19 protein-coding genes are annotated in these 18,365 nt (G+C 54.6%); 9 read left to right on the top strand and 10 right to left on the bottom strand.

The window, feature by feature from the left end; translation table 11 throughout:
* Nucleotides 1-12 precede the first annotated feature (12 nt).
* Nucleotides 13-687, top strand: coding sequence for a 6-hydroxyaminopurine reductase (yiiM, locus tag M987_RS05350; protein ID WP_014072364.1), 675 nt, complete (start codon nucleotides 13-15; stop codon nucleotides 685-687).
* A 99-nt stretch (nucleotides 688-786) separates the two neighbouring features.
* Here yiiM and cpxA read toward each other — a convergent pair whose 3' ends face one another.
* Both cpxA and cpxR read right to left on the bottom strand, forming a co-directional pair.
* Nucleotides 787-2,160, bottom strand: a complete 1,374-nt coding sequence (gene cpxA, locus M987_RS05345; protein ID WP_014072363.1) for an envelope stress sensor histidine kinase CpxA — start codon at nucleotides 2,158-2,160, stop codon at nucleotides 787-789.
* Nucleotides 2,157-2,855: an envelope stress response regulator transcription factor CpxR gene (cpxR, locus tag M987_RS05340; RefSeq protein ID WP_006179159.1), complete on the bottom strand. Its 699-nt coding sequence runs from the start codon at nucleotides 2,853-2,855 to the stop codon at nucleotides 2,157-2,159. The genes cpxA and cpxR overlap by 4 nt, the downstream gene beginning before the upstream one ends.
* Before the next feature lie 150 nt (nucleotides 2,856-3,005).
* Between cpxR and cpxP the strand changes: the two genes are divergently transcribed.
* From cpxP to M987_RS05310, 6 genes are all read left to right on the top strand, one after another.
* Nucleotides 3,006-3,506, top strand: coding sequence for a cell-envelope stress modulator CpxP (gene cpxP / locus M987_RS05335; protein ID WP_014072362.1), 501 nt, complete (start codon nucleotides 3,006-3,008; stop codon nucleotides 3,504-3,506).
* A 153-nt stretch (nucleotides 3,507-3,659) separates the two neighbouring features.
* Nucleotides 3,660-4,553, top strand: a complete 894-nt coding sequence (fieF, locus tag M987_RS05330) for a CDF family cation-efflux transporter FieF (RefSeq protein ID WP_014072360.1) — start codon at nucleotides 3,660-3,662, stop codon at nucleotides 4,551-4,553.
* A gap of 174 nt (nucleotides 4,554-4,727) precedes the next feature.
* A complete protein-coding gene (pfkA, locus tag M987_RS05325; RefSeq protein WP_014072359.1) occupies nucleotides 4,728-5,690 on the top strand; it encodes a 6-phosphofructokinase in 963 nt (320 codons plus the stop codon).
* Between the two features lie 236 nt (nucleotides 5,691-5,926).
* A complete protein-coding gene (locus M987_RS05320) occupies nucleotides 5,927-6,916 on the top strand; it encodes a sulfate ABC transporter substrate-binding protein (protein WP_014072358.1) in 990 nt (329 codons plus the stop codon).
* Between the two features lie 111 nt (nucleotides 6,917-7,027).
* Entirely contained in the window at nucleotides 7,028-7,771 is a 744-nt protein-coding gene (locus M987_RS05315) for a CDP-diacylglycerol diphosphatase (protein WP_014072357.1), read from the top strand.
* Nucleotides 7,772-7,844: 73 nt separating this feature from the next.
* On the top strand, nucleotides 7,845-9,149 hold the full coding sequence (locus tag M987_RS05310; RefSeq protein ID WP_014072356.1) for an SLC13 family permease: 1,305 nt from the start codon (nucleotides 7,845-7,847) through the stop codon (nucleotides 9,147-9,149).
* Between the two features lie 88 nt (nucleotides 9,150-9,237).
* Here M987_RS05310 and tpiA read toward each other — a convergent pair whose 3' ends face one another.
* Nucleotides 9,238-10,005 (bottom strand): triose-phosphate isomerase, encoded by a 768-nt coding sequence (gene tpiA / locus M987_RS05305; protein ID WP_010436926.1) that lies wholly within the window; start codon nucleotides 10,003-10,005, stop codon nucleotides 9,238-9,240.
* Nucleotides 10,006-10,116: 111 nt separating this feature from the next.
* Nucleotides 10,117-10,713: a DUF1454 family protein gene (locus tag M987_RS05300; protein ID WP_014072355.1), complete on the bottom strand. Its 597-nt coding sequence runs from the start codon at nucleotides 10,711-10,713 to the stop codon at nucleotides 10,117-10,119.
* Between the two features lie 113 nt (nucleotides 10,714-10,826).
* Here M987_RS05300 and M987_RS05295 point away from each other — a divergent pair, with 113 nt between their 5' ends.
* The gene (locus M987_RS05295) at nucleotides 10,827-11,246 is read left to right on the top strand and encodes a DUF805 domain-containing protein (RefSeq protein ID WP_014072354.1); all 420 of its coding nucleotides are present in this window, start codon (nucleotides 10,827-10,829) and stop codon (nucleotides 11,244-11,246) included.
* Here M987_RS05295 and fpr read toward each other — a convergent pair whose 3' ends face one another.
* From fpr to M987_RS05275, 4 genes are all read right to left on the bottom strand, one after another.
* The gene (gene fpr, locus M987_RS05290) at nucleotides 11,247-11,993 is read right to left on the bottom strand and encodes a ferredoxin--NADP(+) reductase (RefSeq protein ID WP_014072353.1); all 747 of its coding nucleotides are present in this window, start codon (nucleotides 11,991-11,993) and stop codon (nucleotides 11,247-11,249) included.
* A 96-nt stretch (nucleotides 11,994-12,089) separates the two neighbouring features.
* Complete coding sequence (gene glpX / locus M987_RS05285) at nucleotides 12,090-13,100, bottom strand: class II fructose-bisphosphatase (RefSeq protein WP_014072352.1); 1,011 nt, start codon at nucleotides 13,098-13,100, stop codon at nucleotides 12,090-12,092.
* A 135-nt stretch (nucleotides 13,101-13,235) separates the two neighbouring features.
* Entirely contained in the window at nucleotides 13,236-14,744 is a 1,509-nt protein-coding gene (gene glpK, locus M987_RS05280; protein ID WP_014072351.1) for a glycerol kinase GlpK, read from the bottom strand.
* A 21-nt stretch (nucleotides 14,745-14,765) separates the two neighbouring features.
* Entirely contained in the window at nucleotides 14,766-15,611 is an 846-nt protein-coding gene (locus M987_RS05275) for an MIP/aquaporin family protein (protein WP_014072350.1), read from the bottom strand.
* Between the two features lie 400 nt (nucleotides 15,612-16,011).
* On the opposite strand from M987_RS05275, the gene zapB reads away from it, so the two are divergent.
* Entirely contained in the window at nucleotides 16,012-16,251 is a 240-nt protein-coding gene (gene zapB, locus M987_RS05270) for a septal ring assembly protein ZapB (RefSeq protein WP_014072349.1), read from the top strand.
* A 584-nt stretch (nucleotides 16,252-16,835) separates the two neighbouring features.
* On the opposite strand, the gene rraA is transcribed toward zapB, so the two are convergent.
* The gene (rraA, locus tag M987_RS05265; RefSeq protein ID WP_014072348.1) at nucleotides 16,836-17,321 is read right to left on the bottom strand and encodes a ribonuclease E activity regulator RraA; all 486 of its coding nucleotides are present in this window, start codon (nucleotides 17,319-17,321) and stop codon (nucleotides 16,836-16,838) included.
* Nucleotides 17,322-17,413: 92 nt separating this feature from the next.
* Entirely contained in the window at nucleotides 17,414-18,340 is a 927-nt protein-coding gene (gene menA, locus M987_RS05260) for a 1,4-dihydroxy-2-naphthoate polyprenyltransferase (protein WP_162271216.1), read from the bottom strand.
* Between the last annotated feature and the right edge of the window lie 25 nt (nucleotides 18,341-18,365).

Here is an 18,365-nt window from a genome sequence, read left to right as displayed (position 1 = left end):
AAAGGAGCCAGGATGCACTACCCGGTGAATGTATTTACAGGCAAGGTAAGGGATTACGATGGCAGCCGTCCGAGCGCCATCGCCAAGGTACAGGTTGACGGAGAACTGACGCTAACCGACCTCGGGCTGGCGGGTGACGAGCAGGCCGAAAAGAAAATCCACGGCGGGCCTGAGCGCGCGCTGTGCCACTATCCGCGCGAACACTATCAGCACTGGATTACCGAGTTCCCCGAACAGGAAGATCTGTTTGTGGCACCGGCGTTTGGTGAGAACCTCTCGACCGAAGGGCTGACCGAGAACAACGTCTTTATCGGTGATATTTTCCGCTGGGGCGATGCCCTGATTCAGGTGACGCAACCGCGTTCACCGTGCTTCAAACTGAATTACCATTTCGGCATCAGCGATATGTCGGCCCGATTGCAAACGGCGGGCAAAACCGGCTGGCTGTACCGCGTGGTGCTGGCAGGGCAGGTTTCTGCCGACGCGCCGCTGGAGCTGGCGTCACGCCTGAGTGATGTCTCGGTGTACGACGCCTGTGCGATTGCCTGGCATATGCCGTTCGACGATGAACAATATCATCGCCTGCTGTCGGCAGCGGGGTTATCGACCAGCTGGACCAGAACGATGCAGAAGCGCCGCATTAGCGGTGAGATCGAGGATAATTCGCGGAGATTGTGGGGGAAATAACAGCCCCTCACCCTAACCCTCTCCCCATAGGGGAGAGGGGACGGCTCTGTGCGCTCTTTTCACCCTCGCCCCTTTGGGGAGAGGGCCGGGGTGAGGGGGTTACGAACGCTTGTACAGCGGCAGCCAGAGCGTTAACCGCAACCCACCCAGCGGGCTGTCGTCGGCTTTCACCCAACCGCGGTGCTGTTGCATGGCGGTTTCAACAATTGCCAGACCCAGCCCTGTACCGCCAGATTCACGGTCACGCGCTTCGTCGGTACGGTAGAACGGACGGAAAATCTGCTCGCGATCTTCCGGGCTTACGCCTGGACCGTCGTCGTCGACAATGACGGTGATCCCGTCTTTATCCACCGAGAACGCCACCTCAATCTTCGTATGCGAATAGCGCAGGGCGTTCCGCACGATATTCTCCAGCGCGCTTTCCAGCGTGTTGGGGTTACCGTACAGCGGCCATGGCCCCGGCGGGAAGTTGACGGTAAACGATTTGCCCATCTGCTCTGCTTCAAATGCGGCATTGTCTAACACCTCATGCCACAGATGATTGGCTTTCACCGTTTCGCTGACCAGCGCATTTTTCTGCTGATTACGCGACATTACCAGCAGGTCGTTGATCATGCTGTCCAGACGATGCGCTTCCGTTTCGATTCGTTCCAGCTCTTTGCTTTCACCGCTGCGGCGACGCAGCAGCGCGGTGCCAAGCTGGAGTCGCGTGAGTGGTGTGCGCAGCTCGTGCGAGATATCCGAGAGCAGCCGTTGCTGCGCTGTCATCATGCGCTCCAGCGCGCTCACCATCTGGTTAAAACTGGCACCTGCGGCAAGGAACTCCTGCGGCCCGGATTCCAGCTCAGGGTGCTGCCTCAGGTTACCCTGAGCCACTTCGTCGGCGGCATTTTTCAGCTTACGCGCCGGTTTTGCCAGGCTCCACGCCAGCCAGAGCAACAGCGGTGAGCTGACCAGCATCGTGACAATCAGCAGCAGCAGCGGACGGTCAAACAGCAGGTTGATAAAGTCAGACTGGGAATTGCTCGCAGGACGAATCAGATAGAGCTGGTAGTTATCTTCCCCATCTCTCACGGAGAAGGGGCCAACCATTTCTACCCGACCATATTTTTTCTTCTGAGGGTGATCGGCGTTATCTGCCTGGCCAATGAAGTTGCGGATAATCTGCATTTCATTGCGATCGGCCCCAATGACGCGGCCTTCGCTGGTGACCAGCAACAGGCGTTGCCCCGGTGGCGCCCATTTGTCGATAGCGCGAAACAGCCTGCGCCACCACATTAAATCGTTCGGCGGATCGTTTGCCAGCTCGGCTTCTACGTGCTGCTCGATCATCACGCCCTGACGTTGCTCACTGTCGAGAAGCTCCGTCATCTGGCGTGAGTCGAGTTTTGGCAACATCAAAACGAGCATTAAAACCAGTGCCAGCGTCAGCCAGAAGATGGCGAAGATGCGGGCGGTTAAGCTACCTATCATGAAGCGGAAACCATCAGATAACCACGACCACGCAGGGTTTTAAACCATGGGTGACCATCTTTGCGTTCCGGCAGTTTACGACGCAGGTTAGAAATATGCATATCGATAGCACGGTCAAACGGCGTCAGGCGCTTGCCCAGCACTTCCTGGCTTAAATGTTCACGCGATACCACCTGGCCCAGATGTTGCGCCAGCAGATACAGCAGGGTGAACTCGGTGCCGGTCAGTTCCAGCGTCTGGCCGTCGAAGCTGGCTTCCTGGCGGCCTGGGTTCAGGCTCAGGGAATCCACTTCCAGCGTTGGCGAGCTGTTGTCAGTATTCTGCTGCTGTTCGCTCCAGTGGGAACGACGCAGGATAGCGCGAATACGGGCAACCAGTTCACGGTCGTTGAACGGTTTCGGTAAATAGTCATCCGCGCCCAGCTCAAGGCCGAGTACACGGTCAAGTTCACTGCCGCGTGCGGTCAGCATAATGACGGGGGTCTGGTGTGTCTGGCGAAGCTCTTTCAACGTATCAATGCCGTTTTTCTTCGGCATCATGACGTCGAGCAAAAGTAAATCGATGCTGTCGTCAAGGAGACTCAGCGCCTGCTCGCCATCATGGGCAACCAGAACGTTGAAACCTTCCATGTCGAGCAACTCCTTTAAAAGGGATGTGAGCTCTCGGTCATCATCAACTAACAGGATTTTATTCATTGTTTAAATACCTCCGAGGCAGAAATTACGACATCAAGGCTATCTAATCCATGACTTTACGTTGTTTTACACCCCCTGACGCATGTTTGCAGCCTGAATCGTAGACTGTCTCTCGTTGAATCGCGACACGAAAGATTTTGGGAGCAAGTGATGCGCAAAGTTACCGCTGCCGTCATGGCCTCAACGCTGGCGTTCAGTGCGTTTAGCCAGGCTGCCGTAGCTATCATCGGCGACAACGGACTCTCTGGAGAGAGTGAAGCGCAGCACAGCGGCCAAAGCCATATGTTTGACGGCATAAGTTTAACCGAACATCAGCGTCAACAGATGCGAGATCTGATGCAGAGGGCAAGACAAGATCAGCCCCCTGTTAATGTTAGCGAAATGGAGACAATGCACCGCCTTGTCACCGCAGAAAATTTTGACGAAAGCGCTGTACGCGCTCAGGCAGAAAAAATGGCACAAATACAGGTTGCCCGCCAGGTCGAGATGGCCAGGGTTCGCAACCAAATGTTCCACCTGTTATCCCCTGAGCAGCAAGCGGTTTTGAACGAGAAACATCAGCAACGAATGGACCAGTTGCGTGAGGTTGCACGGATGCAACGAAGCTCAGAAATGACGCTTTTCAGTAGCAATACCCGTAGTAACCAGTAAACCCTGTTTTCCTTGCCATAGACACCATCCCTGTCTTCCCCCACATGATGTGGGGGTTTTTTTTGCCCTTCAATCACCGTTGTTAACCGTTTATTCATCCTTTGACTCCCTAAGCATCCGTTATACTAGCGGCATGGCATGACAGGAGTGTTTATGAATCAATCCTATGGACGGCTGGTTAGCCGGGCAGCGATTGCGGCGACGGTCATGGCGTCGTGTTTGCTGATAATCAAGATTTTCGCGTGGTGGTACACCGGGTCGGTCAGTATTCTGGCGGCGTTGGTGGACTCGCTGGTCGATATTGCCGCCTCGCTGACGAACCTGCTGGTGGTGCGCTATTCGCTGCAACCGGCAGATGAAGAACATACCTTTGGGCACGGTAAGGCGGAATCGCTGGCCGCGCTGGCGCAAAGCATGTTTATTTCAGGCTCTGCGCTGTTTCTGTTTTTAACCGGCATTCAGCATCTGGTTTCCCCCACGCAAATGAACGATCCGGGTGTGGGTGTGGCCGTCACGGTGATTGCGCTTATCAGTACGCTGGTTCTGGTCACATTCCAGCGCTGGGTGGTTCGCAAAACGCAAAGTCAGGCAGTACGGGCAGATATGCTTCATTATCAGTCTGATGTTATGATGAATGGCGCTATTCTTATTGCGCTCGGCCTTGCCTGGTATGGCTGGCATCGTGCCGATGCGTTATTCGCGTTAGGGATTGGGATCTATATTTTATATAGCGCCTTGCGGATGGGGTACGAAGCGGTGCAATCGCTGCTTGATCGCGCACTTCCCGATGCAGAACGTGATGAAATTTTTACTATCGTGACCTCCTGGCCTGGCGTCAGCGGTGCGCACGATCTTCGTACGCGGCAGTCAGGGCCGACCCGCTTTATTCAGATTCATTTGGAAATGGAAGACAACCTGCCGCTGGTTCAGGCTCACGTCATCGCTGAGCAAGTCGAGCAGGCAATTTTGCAGCGTTTTCCTGGTTCAGACGTCATCATTCACCAGGATCCCTGCTCGGTTGTACCCAGACATTTTGAGCTTTCGTAATTCGTTGTAAAAAAGTGAGCCAGACCGGCATTTTGTGTATAAATTACCGCCATTTGGTCTGACCTGAATCAATTCAGCTGGAAGTGATTGATATACTATTTGCAGTATTCGTTGGTCGAACAATTTCTTCCAGCAACAGATTTCAATTTTGCATTCCTAAGTTCAGAGGTAGTCATGATTAAGAAAATCGGTGTGTTGACAAGCGGCGGTGATGCGCCGGGCATGAACGCGGCAATTCGTGGTGTTGTCCGTGCAGCGCTGACGGAAGGTCTGGAAGTTTTTGGCGTCTATGACGGTTATCTGGGTCTGTATGAAGACCGCATGGTACAGCTCGACCGCTACAGCGTGTCAGACATGATTAACCGTGGCGGTACTTTCCTCGGTTCCGCACGCTTCCCGGAATTCCGCGACGAACACGTTCGTGAAGTGGCTATCGAGAACATGAAGAAACGCGGCCTGGACGCACTGGTTGTTATCGGTGGTGACGGCTCCTATATGGGTGCAAAACGTCTGACTGAGATGGGCTTCCCGTGCATCGGTCTGCCAGGTACTATCGACAACGACATCAAAGGCACTGACTACACCATCGGTTACTTCACCGCGCTGGGTACTGTTGTTGAAGCGATTGACCGTCTGCGTGACACCTCTTCTTCCCACCAGCGTATCTCCATCGTTGAAGTGATGGGCCGTTACTGTGGTGACCTGACTCTGGCTGCGGCTATCGCCGGTGGTTGTGAGTTCGTGGTGGTTCCTGAAGTGGAATTCAGCCGTGAAGACCTGGTTAACGAAATCAAAGCCGGTATCGCGAAAGGTAAGAAACACGCGATCGTCGCCATCACCGAGCACATCTGTGACGTTGACGAGCTGGCGAAATACATCGAAACCGAAACCAAACGTGAAACCCGTGCAACTGTACTGGGTCACATTCAGCGTGGTGGTTCCCCTGGCCCGTACGACCGTATCCTGGCATCCCGTATGGGTGCATATGCTATCGAGCTGCTGTTGCAGGGCTTTGGCGGCCGTTGCGTCGGTATTCAGAACGAAAAACTGGTTCACCATGACATCATCGATGCCATTGAGAACATGAAGCGTCCGTTCAAAGGTGACTGGCTGGACTGCGCGAAAAAACTGTACTGATCGGCGTGTGTATCGTGCCGGGTGGCGGCAAGGTAAATGCGAAACGGTAACCTTTGGGTTGCCGTTTTTTTTTGTTTGCTCCCTCTCCCGTGGGAGAGGGTTGGGGTGAGGGCATCAGGCCGCTCATGCTTCTTTTTATTCCTCTACGTTATAGCCAATCTTTTTTTATTCTTTAATCATTGGTTATCTTTCTGGCACGCTGCATTCATCAAAACACTACACAAGAGAGCTGGGCGATGAATAAATGGGGCGTGGGTTTAACATTATTGCTGGCATCGACCAGCGTTCTGGCTAAGGACATCCAGTTACTGAACGTGTCATACGACCCGACGCGTGAACTTTACGAGCAGTACAACAAGGCATTTGCGGCACACTGGAAACAGGAAACCGGCGACAACGTCGTGGTGCGCCAGTCTCACGGCGGATCCGGCAAACAGGCAACCTCGGTTATCAACGGTATTGAAGCTGATGTGGTCACCCTGGCGCTGGCCTATGATGTTGACGCGATTGCTGAACGTGGCCGTATTGATAAAAACTGGATCAAACGCCTGCCGGACAACTCCGCGCCATATACCTCGACCATCGTTTTCCTGGTACGTAAAGGCAATCCGAAACAAATTCATGACTGGAACGACCTGATTAAGCCGGGCGTTTCTGTCATCACCCCGAACCCGAAAAGCTCTGGTGGTGCACGCTGGAACTACCTGGCAGCCTGGGGCTATGCCCTGCACCACAACAACGGTGACCAGGCGAAAGCGCAGGAGTTCGTGAAAGCGCTGTTTAAAAACGTCGAAGTGCTGGACTCCGGCGCGCGTGGCGCAACCAACACCTTCGTTGAGCGCGGTATTGGTGATGTGCTGATTGCGTGGGAAAACGAAGCCCTGCTGGCCACCAACGAACTGGGTAAAGACAAATTCGAAATTGTGACCCCAAGCGAATCTATCCTCGCGGAGCCGACCGTTTCTGTGGTCGACAAAGTGGTTGAGAAGAAAGATACCAAAGCGGTGGCTGAAGCCTACCTGAAGTATCTCTACTCGCCAGAAGGCCAGGAAATTGCGGCGAAAAACTTCTATCGCCCACGTGACCCGGCTGTCGCGAAGAAATACGAAAACGAATTCCCGAAACTGAAGCTCTTCACCATTGATGACGAGTTCGGCGGCTGGACGAAAGCGCAGAAAGAGCACTTCTCTAACGGCGGTACCTTCGATCAGATCAGCAAGCGCTAAGCGTTTCGCAAAGAACGACACGGTGACCCGGTGTGAGAAATCCACCGGGTTTTTTATTTGGTCATCATTTTGCGTTACTCTTTCACTTCATATGGATACAGGGAACGCGTTGTGAAAAAAATCATTCTGTTGGTGCTGATTGTCCTCGCGCTTGCTGCGGGTGGCTGGTTCTGGATGAAGTCCGGTAACCCGGACGCCTTACGCCATATCGTTCTTGATCAGTGTGTGCCTAACCAGATACAACATCGAAACCCGGCGCCCTGTGCGCAGGTGAAGCCGGATGCGGGATACGTGGTGTTTAAAGATCGCAATGGGCCGCTGCAATATCTGCTGATGCCAACGTACCGGATCAACGGCACGGAAAGCCCGCTGTTAACTGAGCCTCACACGCCGAATTTCTTCTGGCTGGCGTGGCAGTCGCGTAGCTTTATGGCTCTCAGACGTGGTGCTGACGTGCCGGACAGCGCAATTTCGCTGACCATCAACTCCCCAACCGGGCGCACGCAGAACCATTTTCATATCCATATTTCCTGCCTGCGTGCAGACGTACGTGAAAAGCTCAATGCGAATCAGGGGCAGATTGGCACCCAATGGCTGCCGTTCCCCGGCGGGCTGGAAGGGCATGAGTATCTGGCCCGCAGAGTGACGGAGAACGAACTGGTAAAGCGCAGCCCGTTTATGATGCTGGCGGAAGAGCTGCCAGAAGCGCGCGATCATATGGGGCGCTTTGCACTGGCGATGGCGCAACAGTCCGACGGATCTTTCGTTCTGCTGGCGACCGAGCGCAATCTGCTCACCCTTAATCGCGCATCGGCCGAAGAACTCCAGGATCATCAATGCGCTATCCTGAATTGACCCCACCATAAATAGCGTTTACTCGGCCTGCCTGTCGCCGTAGACTTGCTGAAAAAATCTACAGGAGACAGGTATGTCGCTCTGGTTAGCTCACCCTCTGCTTCTTCCCTCATTGATTGTTGGCGTCACCATCGTGCTGTGGGCGACGTCGCTACTGCCGGAATTTATCACCGCGCTGCTGTTTTTCACGGCGGCGATGACCGCCAAAATTGCCCCGCCGGAGGTGATCTTCGGCGGCTTTGCTTCGTCGGCGTTTTGGCTGGTGTTCAGCGGTTTTGTGCTCGGCGTGGCGATCCGTAAAACCGGTCTGGCTGACAGGGCCGCGCGGGCGCTTTCTGCAAAGTTGACCGATTCCTGGGTGCTGATGGTGGCAAGCGTGGTGTTGCTGAGTTACGCGCTGGCGTTTGTTATGCCGTCGAATATGGGGCGAATCGCGCTGCTGATGCCTATCGTTGCCGCGATGGCAAAAAGGGCGAGTATCGCTGACGGTTCGCGGGCGTGGTTTGGCCTGGCGCTGGCCGTTGGGTTTGGTACCTTCCAGCTTTCTGCCACCATTTTGCCGGCTAACGTGCCGAACCTGGTGATGAGCGGTGCGGCCGAAGGCTCATACGGTATTCATCTGAACTATGTGCCGTATCTGCTGCTGCATACGCCGGTGCTCGGTATTCTGAAAGGGTTAATTCTGATTGCCCTTATCTGTTGGTTATTCCCGGGGAGCCCAAAACCCGCGCGGGATATGACGCCGTCTGAACCGATGGGGCGGGATGAAAAGCGTCTCGCCTGGCTGCTGGCGGTGGTGCTGGTCATGTGGGTTACCGAGAGCTGGCACGGTATTGGGCCAGCCTGGACGGGGCTGGCGGCATCGGTGATTGTGCTGCTGCCGCGCGTTGGCTTTATCACCGGGGAAGAGTTTTCGACAGGTGTGAATATGCGCACCTGTATTTATGTAGCGGGCATTCTTGGGCTGGCGATTGTCGTGACGCAGACCGGGATTGGCACCGCCGTTGGCGAAGCCTTGCTGCGGGTCATGCCGCTGGATGCCGATAAACCCTTCACCAGTTTCCTGGCGCTGACGGGGATCACCACGGCGCTCAACTTCATCATGACCGCCAACGGCGTGCCGGCGTTGTATACCACGCTGGCGCAGAGTTTCTCGGACGCAACCGGCTTCCCGCTGCTGTCGGTAATTATGATTCAGGTGCTGGGCTATTCCACGCCGTTGCTGCCGTATCAGGCATCGCCGATTGTGGTGGCTATGGGGTTAGGGAAGGTGCCTGCAAGGGCGGGGATGCTGCTCTGTCTGGCGCTGGCGATTGCAACGTATCTGGTGCTGCTGCCGCTGGATTATCTGTGGTTTAGCTTGCTGGGACGGCTGTAAAAAAGCCCGGCGGCGCTGGCGCTTACCGGGCCTACAGAACCGTAGGGCGGGTTAGCGAAGCGCCACCCGCCACAAAACATAAGGGCAATTACGCCTGTTTAGCCGCTTCTGCTGCTTTAACGATCACCGCGAAAGCGTCAGCTTTCAGGGATGCGCCGCCAACCAGCGCGCCATCGATGTCTGGCTGGGTGAACAGCTCAGCAGCGTTAGCCGCGTTTACGGAACCGCCGTACTGAATGATGACTTGTTCAGCCACTTTCGCGTCTGCTTTAGCGATGTGGTCACGAATGAATTTGTGAACAGCCTGAGCCTGCGCAGGGGTTGCTGATTTGCCGGTACCGATAGCCCAGACTGGCTCGTAAGCAATGACTGCGCCTTCGAACGCTGCCGCGCCCTGAGTTTTCAGCACTGCGTCGATCTGACGTGCGCACACTTCTTCAGTTTTGCCTGCTTCGTTTTCTGCTTCGGTTTCACCGATGCACAGAACCGGGATCAGACCCTGCTCTTTCAGCACAGCGAATTTCTTCGCGATGAACTCGTCGGATTCTTTGTGGTAGGTACGACGCTCTGAGTGACCGATGATGATGTATTTCGCGCCGATATCTTTCAGCATTTCAGCGGAAGTTTCACCGGTGAATGCGCCAGACAGGTTAACGTCAACGTTCTGTGCACCCAGAACGATGTGGCTGCCGTCAGCCGCGTGTTTAGCCAGATCCAGGTACATATCAGGCGGAGCGATAGCAACCGCGCAGCCAGTTACGCCAGCCAGCTCTTTACGCAGGTTAGCAACCAGTTCGTTTACCATGTGGCGGCTGCCGTTCAGTTTCCAGTTACCCATCACTAAAGGATGTCGCATTTCAATTCTCCACGCTAAATAAGCGAATTAAGGAATATGGCCACCCTCACGGGCAGCATGGTCTGTGAATCAGTATAGAGATTTTCCCTCGAAAGGCTTTGCTTTTTGTCATTAATTCGCCCCTCCGAGTGAGTCAGATAGTGTCAGCTTAATCGGTTCAACAGCGAAGGTCAGTCCCTTTTCGCCGTTATCTGCGACAACATAGCGAATAGCGCCTTCCGTATCGGCGTAATAGCGCTTGTTTTTACCGGCAGTCAGCAGTTTTTGCAGCTTTTGCTGGCTTTGCGCTTTTGTCAGTGCAGGGGTAAAGGCTTGCAGGATGGCGCTCATGTACTCCAGCGCTTTGGCCTTTGCCGCTTTTTGCTCTGGCCCCTGAATTGGCAGCCAGGTTATCTGCATACTTTTGATTTTCAACGTGCCACGCTCAAGCGCAGTAGAGGCATACAGATTTTCGTTAATTTTACTGGCGGCGCGTGTCAGCGTTGGCGTATCGCGAGCGCTATCAATCGCGCGGAATTCATCCAGTGGCAGCGTTGGGTTGTTATGGTTGAAGGTTTCGCGAAACTCGCTAATCGACTGGTCGAACGACGGTGCCCCCGCCAGAAGATACGGTGCAGTGGCAGGAGCAGTGGTTTCGGCGGCGTGCAGAGAGAGGCTGGCGCCTGGCATGGCTAAACATAATAAAAGGGAGTAAGCCGAAATTTTCATCAATATTGCCCCTGGCCGTAATTGCTCATGATTAAAACGATATCTGGTCGGCTTGTCAAAAGGTCACAACTCCAGGGTAAAATGCGCGCTATATAATAATGAAGGAACCTTACATGACCATACAGCAGTGGCTGTTTTCATTCAAAGGGCGTATTGGACGCCGTGATTTCTGGATCTGGATGGTGACGTGGGTCGTTGCCATGCTGCTTCTGTTTTTCGTTGCCTACAATGCATGGCTGAGCACCCAAACCGCGGCATTTGCCCTGGTCTGTCTGTTGTGGCCAACAGCGGCCGTGGTGGTAAAACGCCTGCACGATCGTGGCCGCTCCGGCGCATGGGCATTTCTGATTATTCTGGCGTGGATGCTGGTGGCCGGTAACTGGGCGATTCTGCCGTCTATCCTCCCCTGGGTTGTGGGGCGGCTGTTGCCATCCATTATCTTTGTCATGATGATTGTCGATCTGGGCGCGTTTATCGGCACCCAGAGCGAGAACAAGTACGGGAAAGACACCCTTGAGGTGAAGTACCGCTGATCACCAGTAGTGTTCGGCAGTCATATGGCCCGGTCGGCGGCGAAGGTGTTTCGTCATCTGCCGGGTATCCTTCAGAAGCTGTTGCGTATCCCGGACCATCTGCGGGTTACCACACAACATCACATGGCTGGTTTCGGTGTTCATCGGCAAACCAACCGCTTCTTCCAGTGCGCCACTTTCGATTAACGCCGGAACCCGCCCGGTGAGCGAGCCTGCTGCAGTTTCGCGACTGACTACGGTCTGAATTTTCAGTTTCCCGCCATACTGCTGTTCCAGCTCTTGCATCTGCGGCAAATAGCTTAAATCAGCGGCATAACGCGCGGCATGAACCAGCACGATATTTTTAAAGCGCTCCAGATCTTTGCCGTATTGCAGGATAGAAAGATAGGGGCCAATTGCCGTGCCGGTGGCCAGCATCCAGAGAGTGTCGCACTCCGGGATTTCGTCCAGCACGAAGAAGCCCGCCGCTTCGCTCACAATTTGTACATCATCGCCGGGTTTCAACGCAGCAAGACGTGGGCTGAGTTTGCCGTCCGGGACGGTGACAAGATAGAACTCAAGATCCGGGTTATCTGGCGCGTTGACGTAAGAGTAAGCGCGCTGCACGCGTTCGCCATCGACATCTAGCCCCAGCTTTGCAAACTGCCCGGCCGTAAACGGGTGGATAGGGGCATGGACGGTGAGACTAAATAGCGCATCGGTCCAGAATTGTATCTTAGTGACTTTACCTGTTACCCAGTCCGCCATGGTCTTCTCCTGTGCTGTTTCTCTCTTCTATCTTCCGTACTTGTGGCGAAAATTTCCAGCCCGTTCGGGCCGGAAAGCTCTATCGATCAAACGGTTTTACAGAATGTGGGTCTGCACGTCCGGGTCTTTGCGATCGAGATAATGAATGGACTGAATACGGCGAATGGTGCGCGATTTGCCCCGGATCAGCAGCGTTTCGGTGGTGGCCATATTTCCCTTGCGGGTGATGCCGTCCAGTAGGTCGCCTTTGGTGATCCCGGTTGCGGAGAAGACCACGTTATCACTGCGGGCCATTTCACCCAGCGCCAGGATCTTATTGGCTTCAATACCCATGGCTTCACAGCGAGCCAGTTCTTCTTCGCCAATACGACGGTTTTCCGCGTTATCGCCTTTAACGTCATGGCGCGGCAGCAGTCGGGCCTGCATATCGCCATCCAGCGCACGGATCACCGCAGCGGACACTACGCCTTCAGGCGCGCCGCCGATGCCATAAAGCACATCCACTTCGCTGTCCGGCATACAGGTCAGAATGGAGGCGGCAACGTCGCCGTCCGGAATGGCGAACACGCGCACGCCAAGCTTTTGCATCTGCGCAATGGTGGCGTCGTGGCGTGGTTTCGCCAGAATGGTGACGGTGAGCTCGCTGAGCGGTTTACCCAGAGCGGCAGCGATATTACGCAGGTTCTCGTCCAGCGGCAGGCTGAGGTCGATAGCGCCTTTCGCACCGGGGCCGACAATCAGCTTTTCCATATACATATCGGGCGCGTTAAGGAAGCAGCCTTTATCACCCACCGCCAGTACGGCCAGTGCGTTGGCCTGGCCCATGGCCGTCATGCGGGTGCCTTCAATAGGGTCGACCGCAATATCCACGGCATCGCCTTTGCCGGTCCCGACTTTTTCACCGATGTAGAGCATCGGCGCTTCGTCGATCTCGCCTTCGCCAATCACAATGGTGCCGTCGATATTGACCTGGTTAAGCACAATGCGCATGGCATGGACAGCCGCACCGTCTGCGGTATTTTTGTCGCCACGACCCAGCCATTTATAGCCCGCCAGCGCGGCGGCTTCGGTTACGCGGGAAAACTCGATAGCAAGTTCACGTTTCATGAGGTACTCGTGCAATCAAAAGGAATTGCACGAAGTTTATCACAGAGTGGGGAGGGTGCGGGGTGGTGCGGTCTGAGCCCCTCACCCCGGCCCTCTCCCCAAAGGGGAGAGGGTTAGGGTGAGGGGGTGTTTGTCTTACTCTTCGTGCTCTTCCCACGCCAGGGCGCGTTTCACCGCTTTCTTCCAGCCGCTGTAGCGGAAGTTACGCTCGGTGGTTTCGATGCCAGGACGGAATTCACGTTCGATTACCGCTTTTTCCTGAAGCTCGTCCAGGTTCTGCCAGAAGCCCACCGCCAGGCCCGCCAGGTATGCCGCACCCAGTGCAGTCACCTCACGGACTTCCGGGCGCTCTACACGGGTACCCAGAATGTCGGACTGGAACTGCATCAGGAAGTTGTTGGCAACCGCGCCACCGTCCACGCGCAGGGCGTGCAGACGAATACCGGAGTCAGCCTGCATTGCTTCCAGAACATCGCGTGTCTGGTAGGCGATGGATTCCAGCGTGGCGCGGATGATGTGGTTGGAGTTCACACCACGCGTCAGGCCGAAAATCGCGCCGCGAGCGTACGGGTCCCAGTATGGTGCACCGAGGCCGGTGAACGCAGGCACCACGTACACGCCGTTGGTGTCCTTCACTTTGGTGGCGAAGTATTCGGAGTCGAACGCATCGCTGATAAGCTTCATCTCGTCACGCAGCCACTGGATTGACGCACCCGCCATGAACACCGCACCTTCCAGCGCATAGTTCACTTCACCGCGTGGGCCGCAGGCGATGGTGGTCAGCAGACCGTTTTCTGATTTCACCGCTTTCTCGCCGGTGTTCATCAGCATGAAGCAGCCTGTTCCGTAGGTGTTCTTCGCCATCCCTTCCTTGACGCACAGCTGGCCGAACAGCGCCGCCTGCTGATCACCGGCGATACCGGAGATAGGAATACGCGTGCCGCCTTTACCACCGATGTTGGTCTGGCCGTACACTTCTGAAGACTTACGCACTTCTGGCAGCATGGCGCGGGGGATGTCCAGCGCGTCCAGCATCTTGTCATCCCACTCCAGGGTGTTGATGTTGAACAGCATGGTGCGCGAAGCGTTGGTATAGTCGGTCACGTGGACACGTCCCTGGGTCATCTTCCAGATAAGCCAGGTATCGACGGTACCGAACAGCAGTTCGCCGCGTTTCGCACGTTCACGTGAGCCTTCCACGTGGTCGAGGATCCATTTCACTTTGGTTCCGGAGAAATACGGGTCAACCACCAGGCCGGTTGCGCTTCGCACGTACTCTTCCATGCCGTCGCGCTTGAGCTGTTCGCAGATTTCTGCGGTACGGCGACACTGCCAGACGATCGCGTTGTAAATCGGCTTGCCGGTTTCGCGCTCCCACACCACGGTGGTTTCACGTTGGTTGGTGATACCGATGGCGGCAATTTCGTCGGAGCTGATATCGGCTTTCGCCAGCACTTCTACCAGCGTGGAGCTTTGCGTTGCCCAGATTTCCATTGGGTCGTGCTCAACCCAGCCTGGACGAGGATAGATTTGCTCGAATTCGCGCTGTGACACGCTGACGATATTCGCGTCATGATCCATTACGACAGCGCGGGAGCTGGTAGTGCCCTGGTCGAGCGCAACAATATATTTTTTTTCGGTCATGGTTTGAGTCCCGTAGTCAGATTACAGCGAAGCTTTTTGCTGCGTGGCGGAAGTGGTTTCTTTCTCTTCTTCCACACAGGTGTCGCACGGTAAGTGGCGACCAATTAATTTGCGGTAGCCGAATGCGCCCAGCGCCGCCCCTACGATTGGCCCGAACAGCGGCACCAGGAAGTAAGGAATATCTTTGCCACCGGTGAAGGCCACGTCGCCCCATCCTGCAAAGAAGGCGAAGGTTTTTGGCCCCAGGTCACGCGCCGGGTTCATCGCAAAACCGGTTAGCGGGCCCATAGAAGCACCGATGACGGCGATCAGCAGGCCAATCAGCAGCGGTGCCAGTGGGCCACGCGGAATGCCGTTGCCGTCATCGCCCAGCGCCATGATGACGCCCATCAGAATAGCGGTAATCACCATTTCAACTGCGAACGCCTGCACAAAATTGATATGCGGGTTCGGGTAGGTTGAGAAGATGCCAGCCAGATCCAGACTTTCGACGCTGCCGCGCACCATATGATGCGTCTGTTCGAAGTCGATGAAAAGATTGTAATAAAGCCCGTAAACTAATGCTGCTGCGCAAAACGCGCCAGCAAATTGAGAAATGATGAAAGGGACAACTTTGCGTCCATCGAAGCACGCGAACAGCCACAACGCGATAGTCACCGCCGGGTTAAGATGTGCACCAGAAACGCCTGCGGTCAGGTAAATGGCCATCGCCACGCCCAGACCCCAGATGATACTGATTTCCCACTGACCAAAACTGGCACCCGCCACTTTCAGTGCAGCGACACAGCCCACTCCGAAGAATATCAACAACCCGGTACCAAGGAACTCGGCGATGCACTGGCCTTTTAAGGTTGATGTCTGACTCATAATCGGAATCCTGAAGAAAAATGAATGTTTATTGTTAGCATGGCCGCCCGTGACAGCCACGATGTCCTGTAGACATAGTGTTAATTTATCGTTAACGAGCAAAAACGAGAAATATCGAAATCAAAATGTGTGTACTTCGTCAATAAAATGAGCGTTTTCGCGCCACAAAGCGCATTTTTAACGCAACAGCGAAATGAGAGCTGAATCATTTCATTAACTAAAGAGTTAACAATTTAGGGGTATATGCCGCGAACGCACCAGGACGAGGCCGAAAAGTGTTGCAAACCGCGATCTGCGCGGCATGTCGCTGGACAGGGGCGGCGGGGCTTCATACAATCGGCATATATGTTGTGCGCGTTTACGTTAAAGCGTCGCCTTGCAATTCAGGAGAGGTAGGATCATGTCTTTAGAAGTGTTTGAGAAACTGGAATCGAAAGTACAGCAGGCGATTGACACCATCACGCTGCTGCAAATGGAAATTGAAGAGCTGAAAGAGAAGAACAACAGCCTGGCACAGGAAGTTCAGACCGCTCAGCACGGCCGTGAAGAACTGGAACGCGAAAACAACCAGCTGCGCGAACAGCAGAACGGCTGGCAGGATCGCTTACAGGCACTGCTGGGACGTATGGAAGAAGTTTAATTCCTGTCGGGAATGAACTGAACAGGCCGGGTATGGCGTTATCGCTACCCGGCTTTTTTTATGGTTGTTACTCACCGTGGATAAGCCATAAAAAAGGCCGCACGAGGCGGCCTTAACGCTACTTGTCCTGCGCTATCGTAACAAAAGCAACAAACACATTCGGTTCATCACTCTTTACAACGAGCACGCTGGCGACAATGAACGCGATGCATATATAGCGTTTCATTATGCGGTCCCTGCGACTAACCGCTCCACCGTTCACCACCGGTGATAAACCAGTGGACACAAGCCCCGGTGTGGGCTGTTTACGGCGTTGATACACCTTTCCCTGGACCGATGCCCATTTGCGAGATGGCGGAAAGGGACGCAGCATCATAATTAACATCAACCACGCCGTTAAGATGTTCAGAGAAAATTAGGATTTTATAAAGGGTCTAAGGGATTGCCTGGTGTTTATTGAGGGGTATGATAAAAGTCCCTGGTGTGGAGCTGTAAATCCTCCCAACGGACCGCGAATCCCGAGGGACAAAAAAACCGCCACATTGCTGTTGGCGGTTTTTTTATGCTTCACAATTACGATTTTATTACTCGATATCCAGCGGGTCTTCGGAAAGGATAATGCCGGTGTTATCGGCATAGAGATGGTCGCCGGAGAAGAAGGTCACGCCGCCGAAATTGACGCGAACGTCGCTTTCACCGATGCCTTCACCCGCAGCACCCACCGGGATAGCTGCGATGGCCTGAATACCGATATCCAGCTCTTCCAGGTCATCGACCTGGCGCACTGAGCCGTACACCACTATCCCTTCCCACTCGTTTTGCATGGCCAGGCGGGCAAGGTCGGCGTCAATAAGGGCACGGCGCACTGAACCGCCGCCATCGACCAGCAGGATACGACCACGACCGTTCTGTTCGAGCAGATCGTACAGCAACCCGTTATCCTCGAAACATTTCACCGTGATGATTTGTCCGCCAAACGACGACCGTCCACCAAAGTTGGAAAACAGCGGTTCAACGACGTTGACATCTTCCTGGTAGATGTCACAAAGCTCGGAGGTATCGTATTTCATAGGGTTAACGCTCTGTTGCTGCGAATGTGTTCAGTATATCGTGCGAAATGCGTTGTTGGCAAAATCATCAATTGTTAATTGATATTTGTCAGTTAACGGAGCAGCTGGCTCATAATAATACCCACTACGAACAACAGGTTAGTGAGTAACGCCCCTTTTACCGTGCGTTCGAGCATGGGCGGCATTGCGGCCGGGTTATGTTCGCGCATGACAAATCGTGCCTGTTTTACCAGCATCGGTGCGGCCAGAATAAACATCCAGCCCCACAGGCTGTGCAGTGAAATCAGGTTAAACAACGCCAGACACACCAGCGCGCCAATCAGCAGGCAGGCGTGGTAACGACGTGCATTAACCGGCCCCAGGCGAACCGCCAGGGTGTTTTTTCCGTTCTCACGGTCACTGTCGATATCGCGCAGATTATTAATATTGAGTACCGCTGTCGCCAGCAGGCCACATGCCGTAGCAGGCAGGAACAGAGCAGGGATGAGCGTATGCGCCTGTAAATACCAGCTTCCCATTACGCTAAGCCAGCCGAAGAACACCAGCACGGAAATATCACCCAAGCCAATATAACCGTAAGGGCGGGTGCCGACGGTGTAGGTAATGGCGGCAATAATGGCGAGTAAACCCAACACCATAAAACCAATGAAATCAGCCGTGGTTTTGCAGGCGACAGACACCAGTGCCAGGCCAGACAAACAAATCAGTACGACGGTAATAATCAGCGCGCGTTTCATCTGTGCCTGAGTGATCACCCCCTTTTGCATCCCGCGCAGCGGCCCAATGCGATCGGGTTTATCGCTGCCTTTTACGGCATCACCATAATCGTTGGCGAGATTAGAGAGGATTTGCAGCAGGCCGGCGGTGATGAGTGCCAGGCCAGCGACAAGCGGATCGAAATAACCCTGCCACCAGGCGAGGGCGGAACCCACGACAATCGCGGCAAAGGCCAGAGGAAGCGTTTTAGGGCGCAGACTTTCGAGCCACGCCTGAGTACGGCTGATATCAGTCATAGTTATTTAGCCAATAAAAATGGGGCTTTTC

It is taken from the genome of Enterobacter soli ATCC BAA-2102, from assembly GCF_001654845.1.
Taxonomy (GTDB): domain Bacteria; phylum Pseudomonadota; class Gammaproteobacteria; order Enterobacterales; family Enterobacteriaceae; genus Enterobacter; species Enterobacter soli.
This window is presented reverse-complemented; position numbering and strand designations above follow the sequence as displayed.

Bases quoted from the DNA above. Each gene is read 5' to 3' on its own strand.
- yiiM (WP_014072364.1), top strand. From the start codon at position 13: ATGCACTACCCGGTGAATGTATTTACAGGCAAGGTAAGGGATTACGAT.
- cpxA (WP_014072363.1), bottom strand. From the start codon at position 2,160: ATGATAGGTAGCTTAACCGCCCGCATCTTCGCCATCTTCTGGCTGACG.
- cpxR (WP_006179159.1), bottom strand. From the start codon at position 2,855: ATGAATAAAATCCTGTTAGTTGATGATGACCGAGAGCTCACATCCCTT.
- cpxP (WP_014072362.1), top strand. From the start codon at position 3,006: ATGCGCAAAGTTACCGCTGCCGTCATGGCCTCAACGCTGGCGTTCAGT.
- fieF (WP_014072360.1), top strand. From the start codon at position 3,660: ATGAATCAATCCTATGGACGGCTGGTTAGCCGGGCAGCGATTGCGGCG.
- pfkA (WP_014072359.1), top strand. From the start codon at position 4,728: ATGATTAAGAAAATCGGTGTGTTGACAAGCGGCGGTGATGCGCCGGGC.
- M987_RS05320 (WP_014072358.1), top strand. From the start codon at position 5,927: ATGAATAAATGGGGCGTGGGTTTAACATTATTGCTGGCATCGACCAGC.
- M987_RS05310 (WP_014072356.1), top strand. From the start codon at position 7,845: ATGTCGCTCTGGTTAGCTCACCCTCTGCTTCTTCCCTCATTGATTGTT.
- tpiA (WP_010436926.1), bottom strand. From the start codon at position 10,005: ATGCGACATCCTTTAGTGATGGGTAACTGGAAACTGAACGGCAGCCGC.
- M987_RS05300 (WP_014072355.1), bottom strand. From the start codon at position 10,713: ATGAAAATTTCGGCTTACTCCCTTTTATTATGTTTAGCCATGCCAGGC.
- M987_RS05295 (WP_014072354.1), top strand. From the start codon at position 10,827: ATGACCATACAGCAGTGGCTGTTTTCATTCAAAGGGCGTATTGGACGC.
- fpr (WP_014072353.1), bottom strand. From the start codon at position 11,993: ATGGCGGACTGGGTAACAGGTAAAGTCACTAAGATACAATTCTGGACC.
- glpX (WP_014072352.1), bottom strand. From the start codon at position 13,100: ATGAAACGTGAACTTGCTATCGAGTTTTCCCGCGTAACCGAAGCCGCC.
- glpK (WP_014072351.1), bottom strand. From the start codon at position 14,744: ATGACCGAAAAAAAATATATTGTTGCGCTCGACCAGGGCACTACCAGC.
- M987_RS05275 (WP_014072350.1), bottom strand. From the start codon at position 15,611: ATGAGTCAGACATCAACCTTAAAAGGCCAGTGCATCGCCGAGTTCCTT.
- zapB (WP_014072349.1), top strand. From the start codon at position 16,012: ATGTCTTTAGAAGTGTTTGAGAAACTGGAATCGAAAGTACAGCAGGCG.
- rraA (WP_014072348.1), bottom strand. From the start codon at position 17,321: ATGAAATACGATACCTCCGAGCTTTGTGACATCTACCAGGAAGATGTC.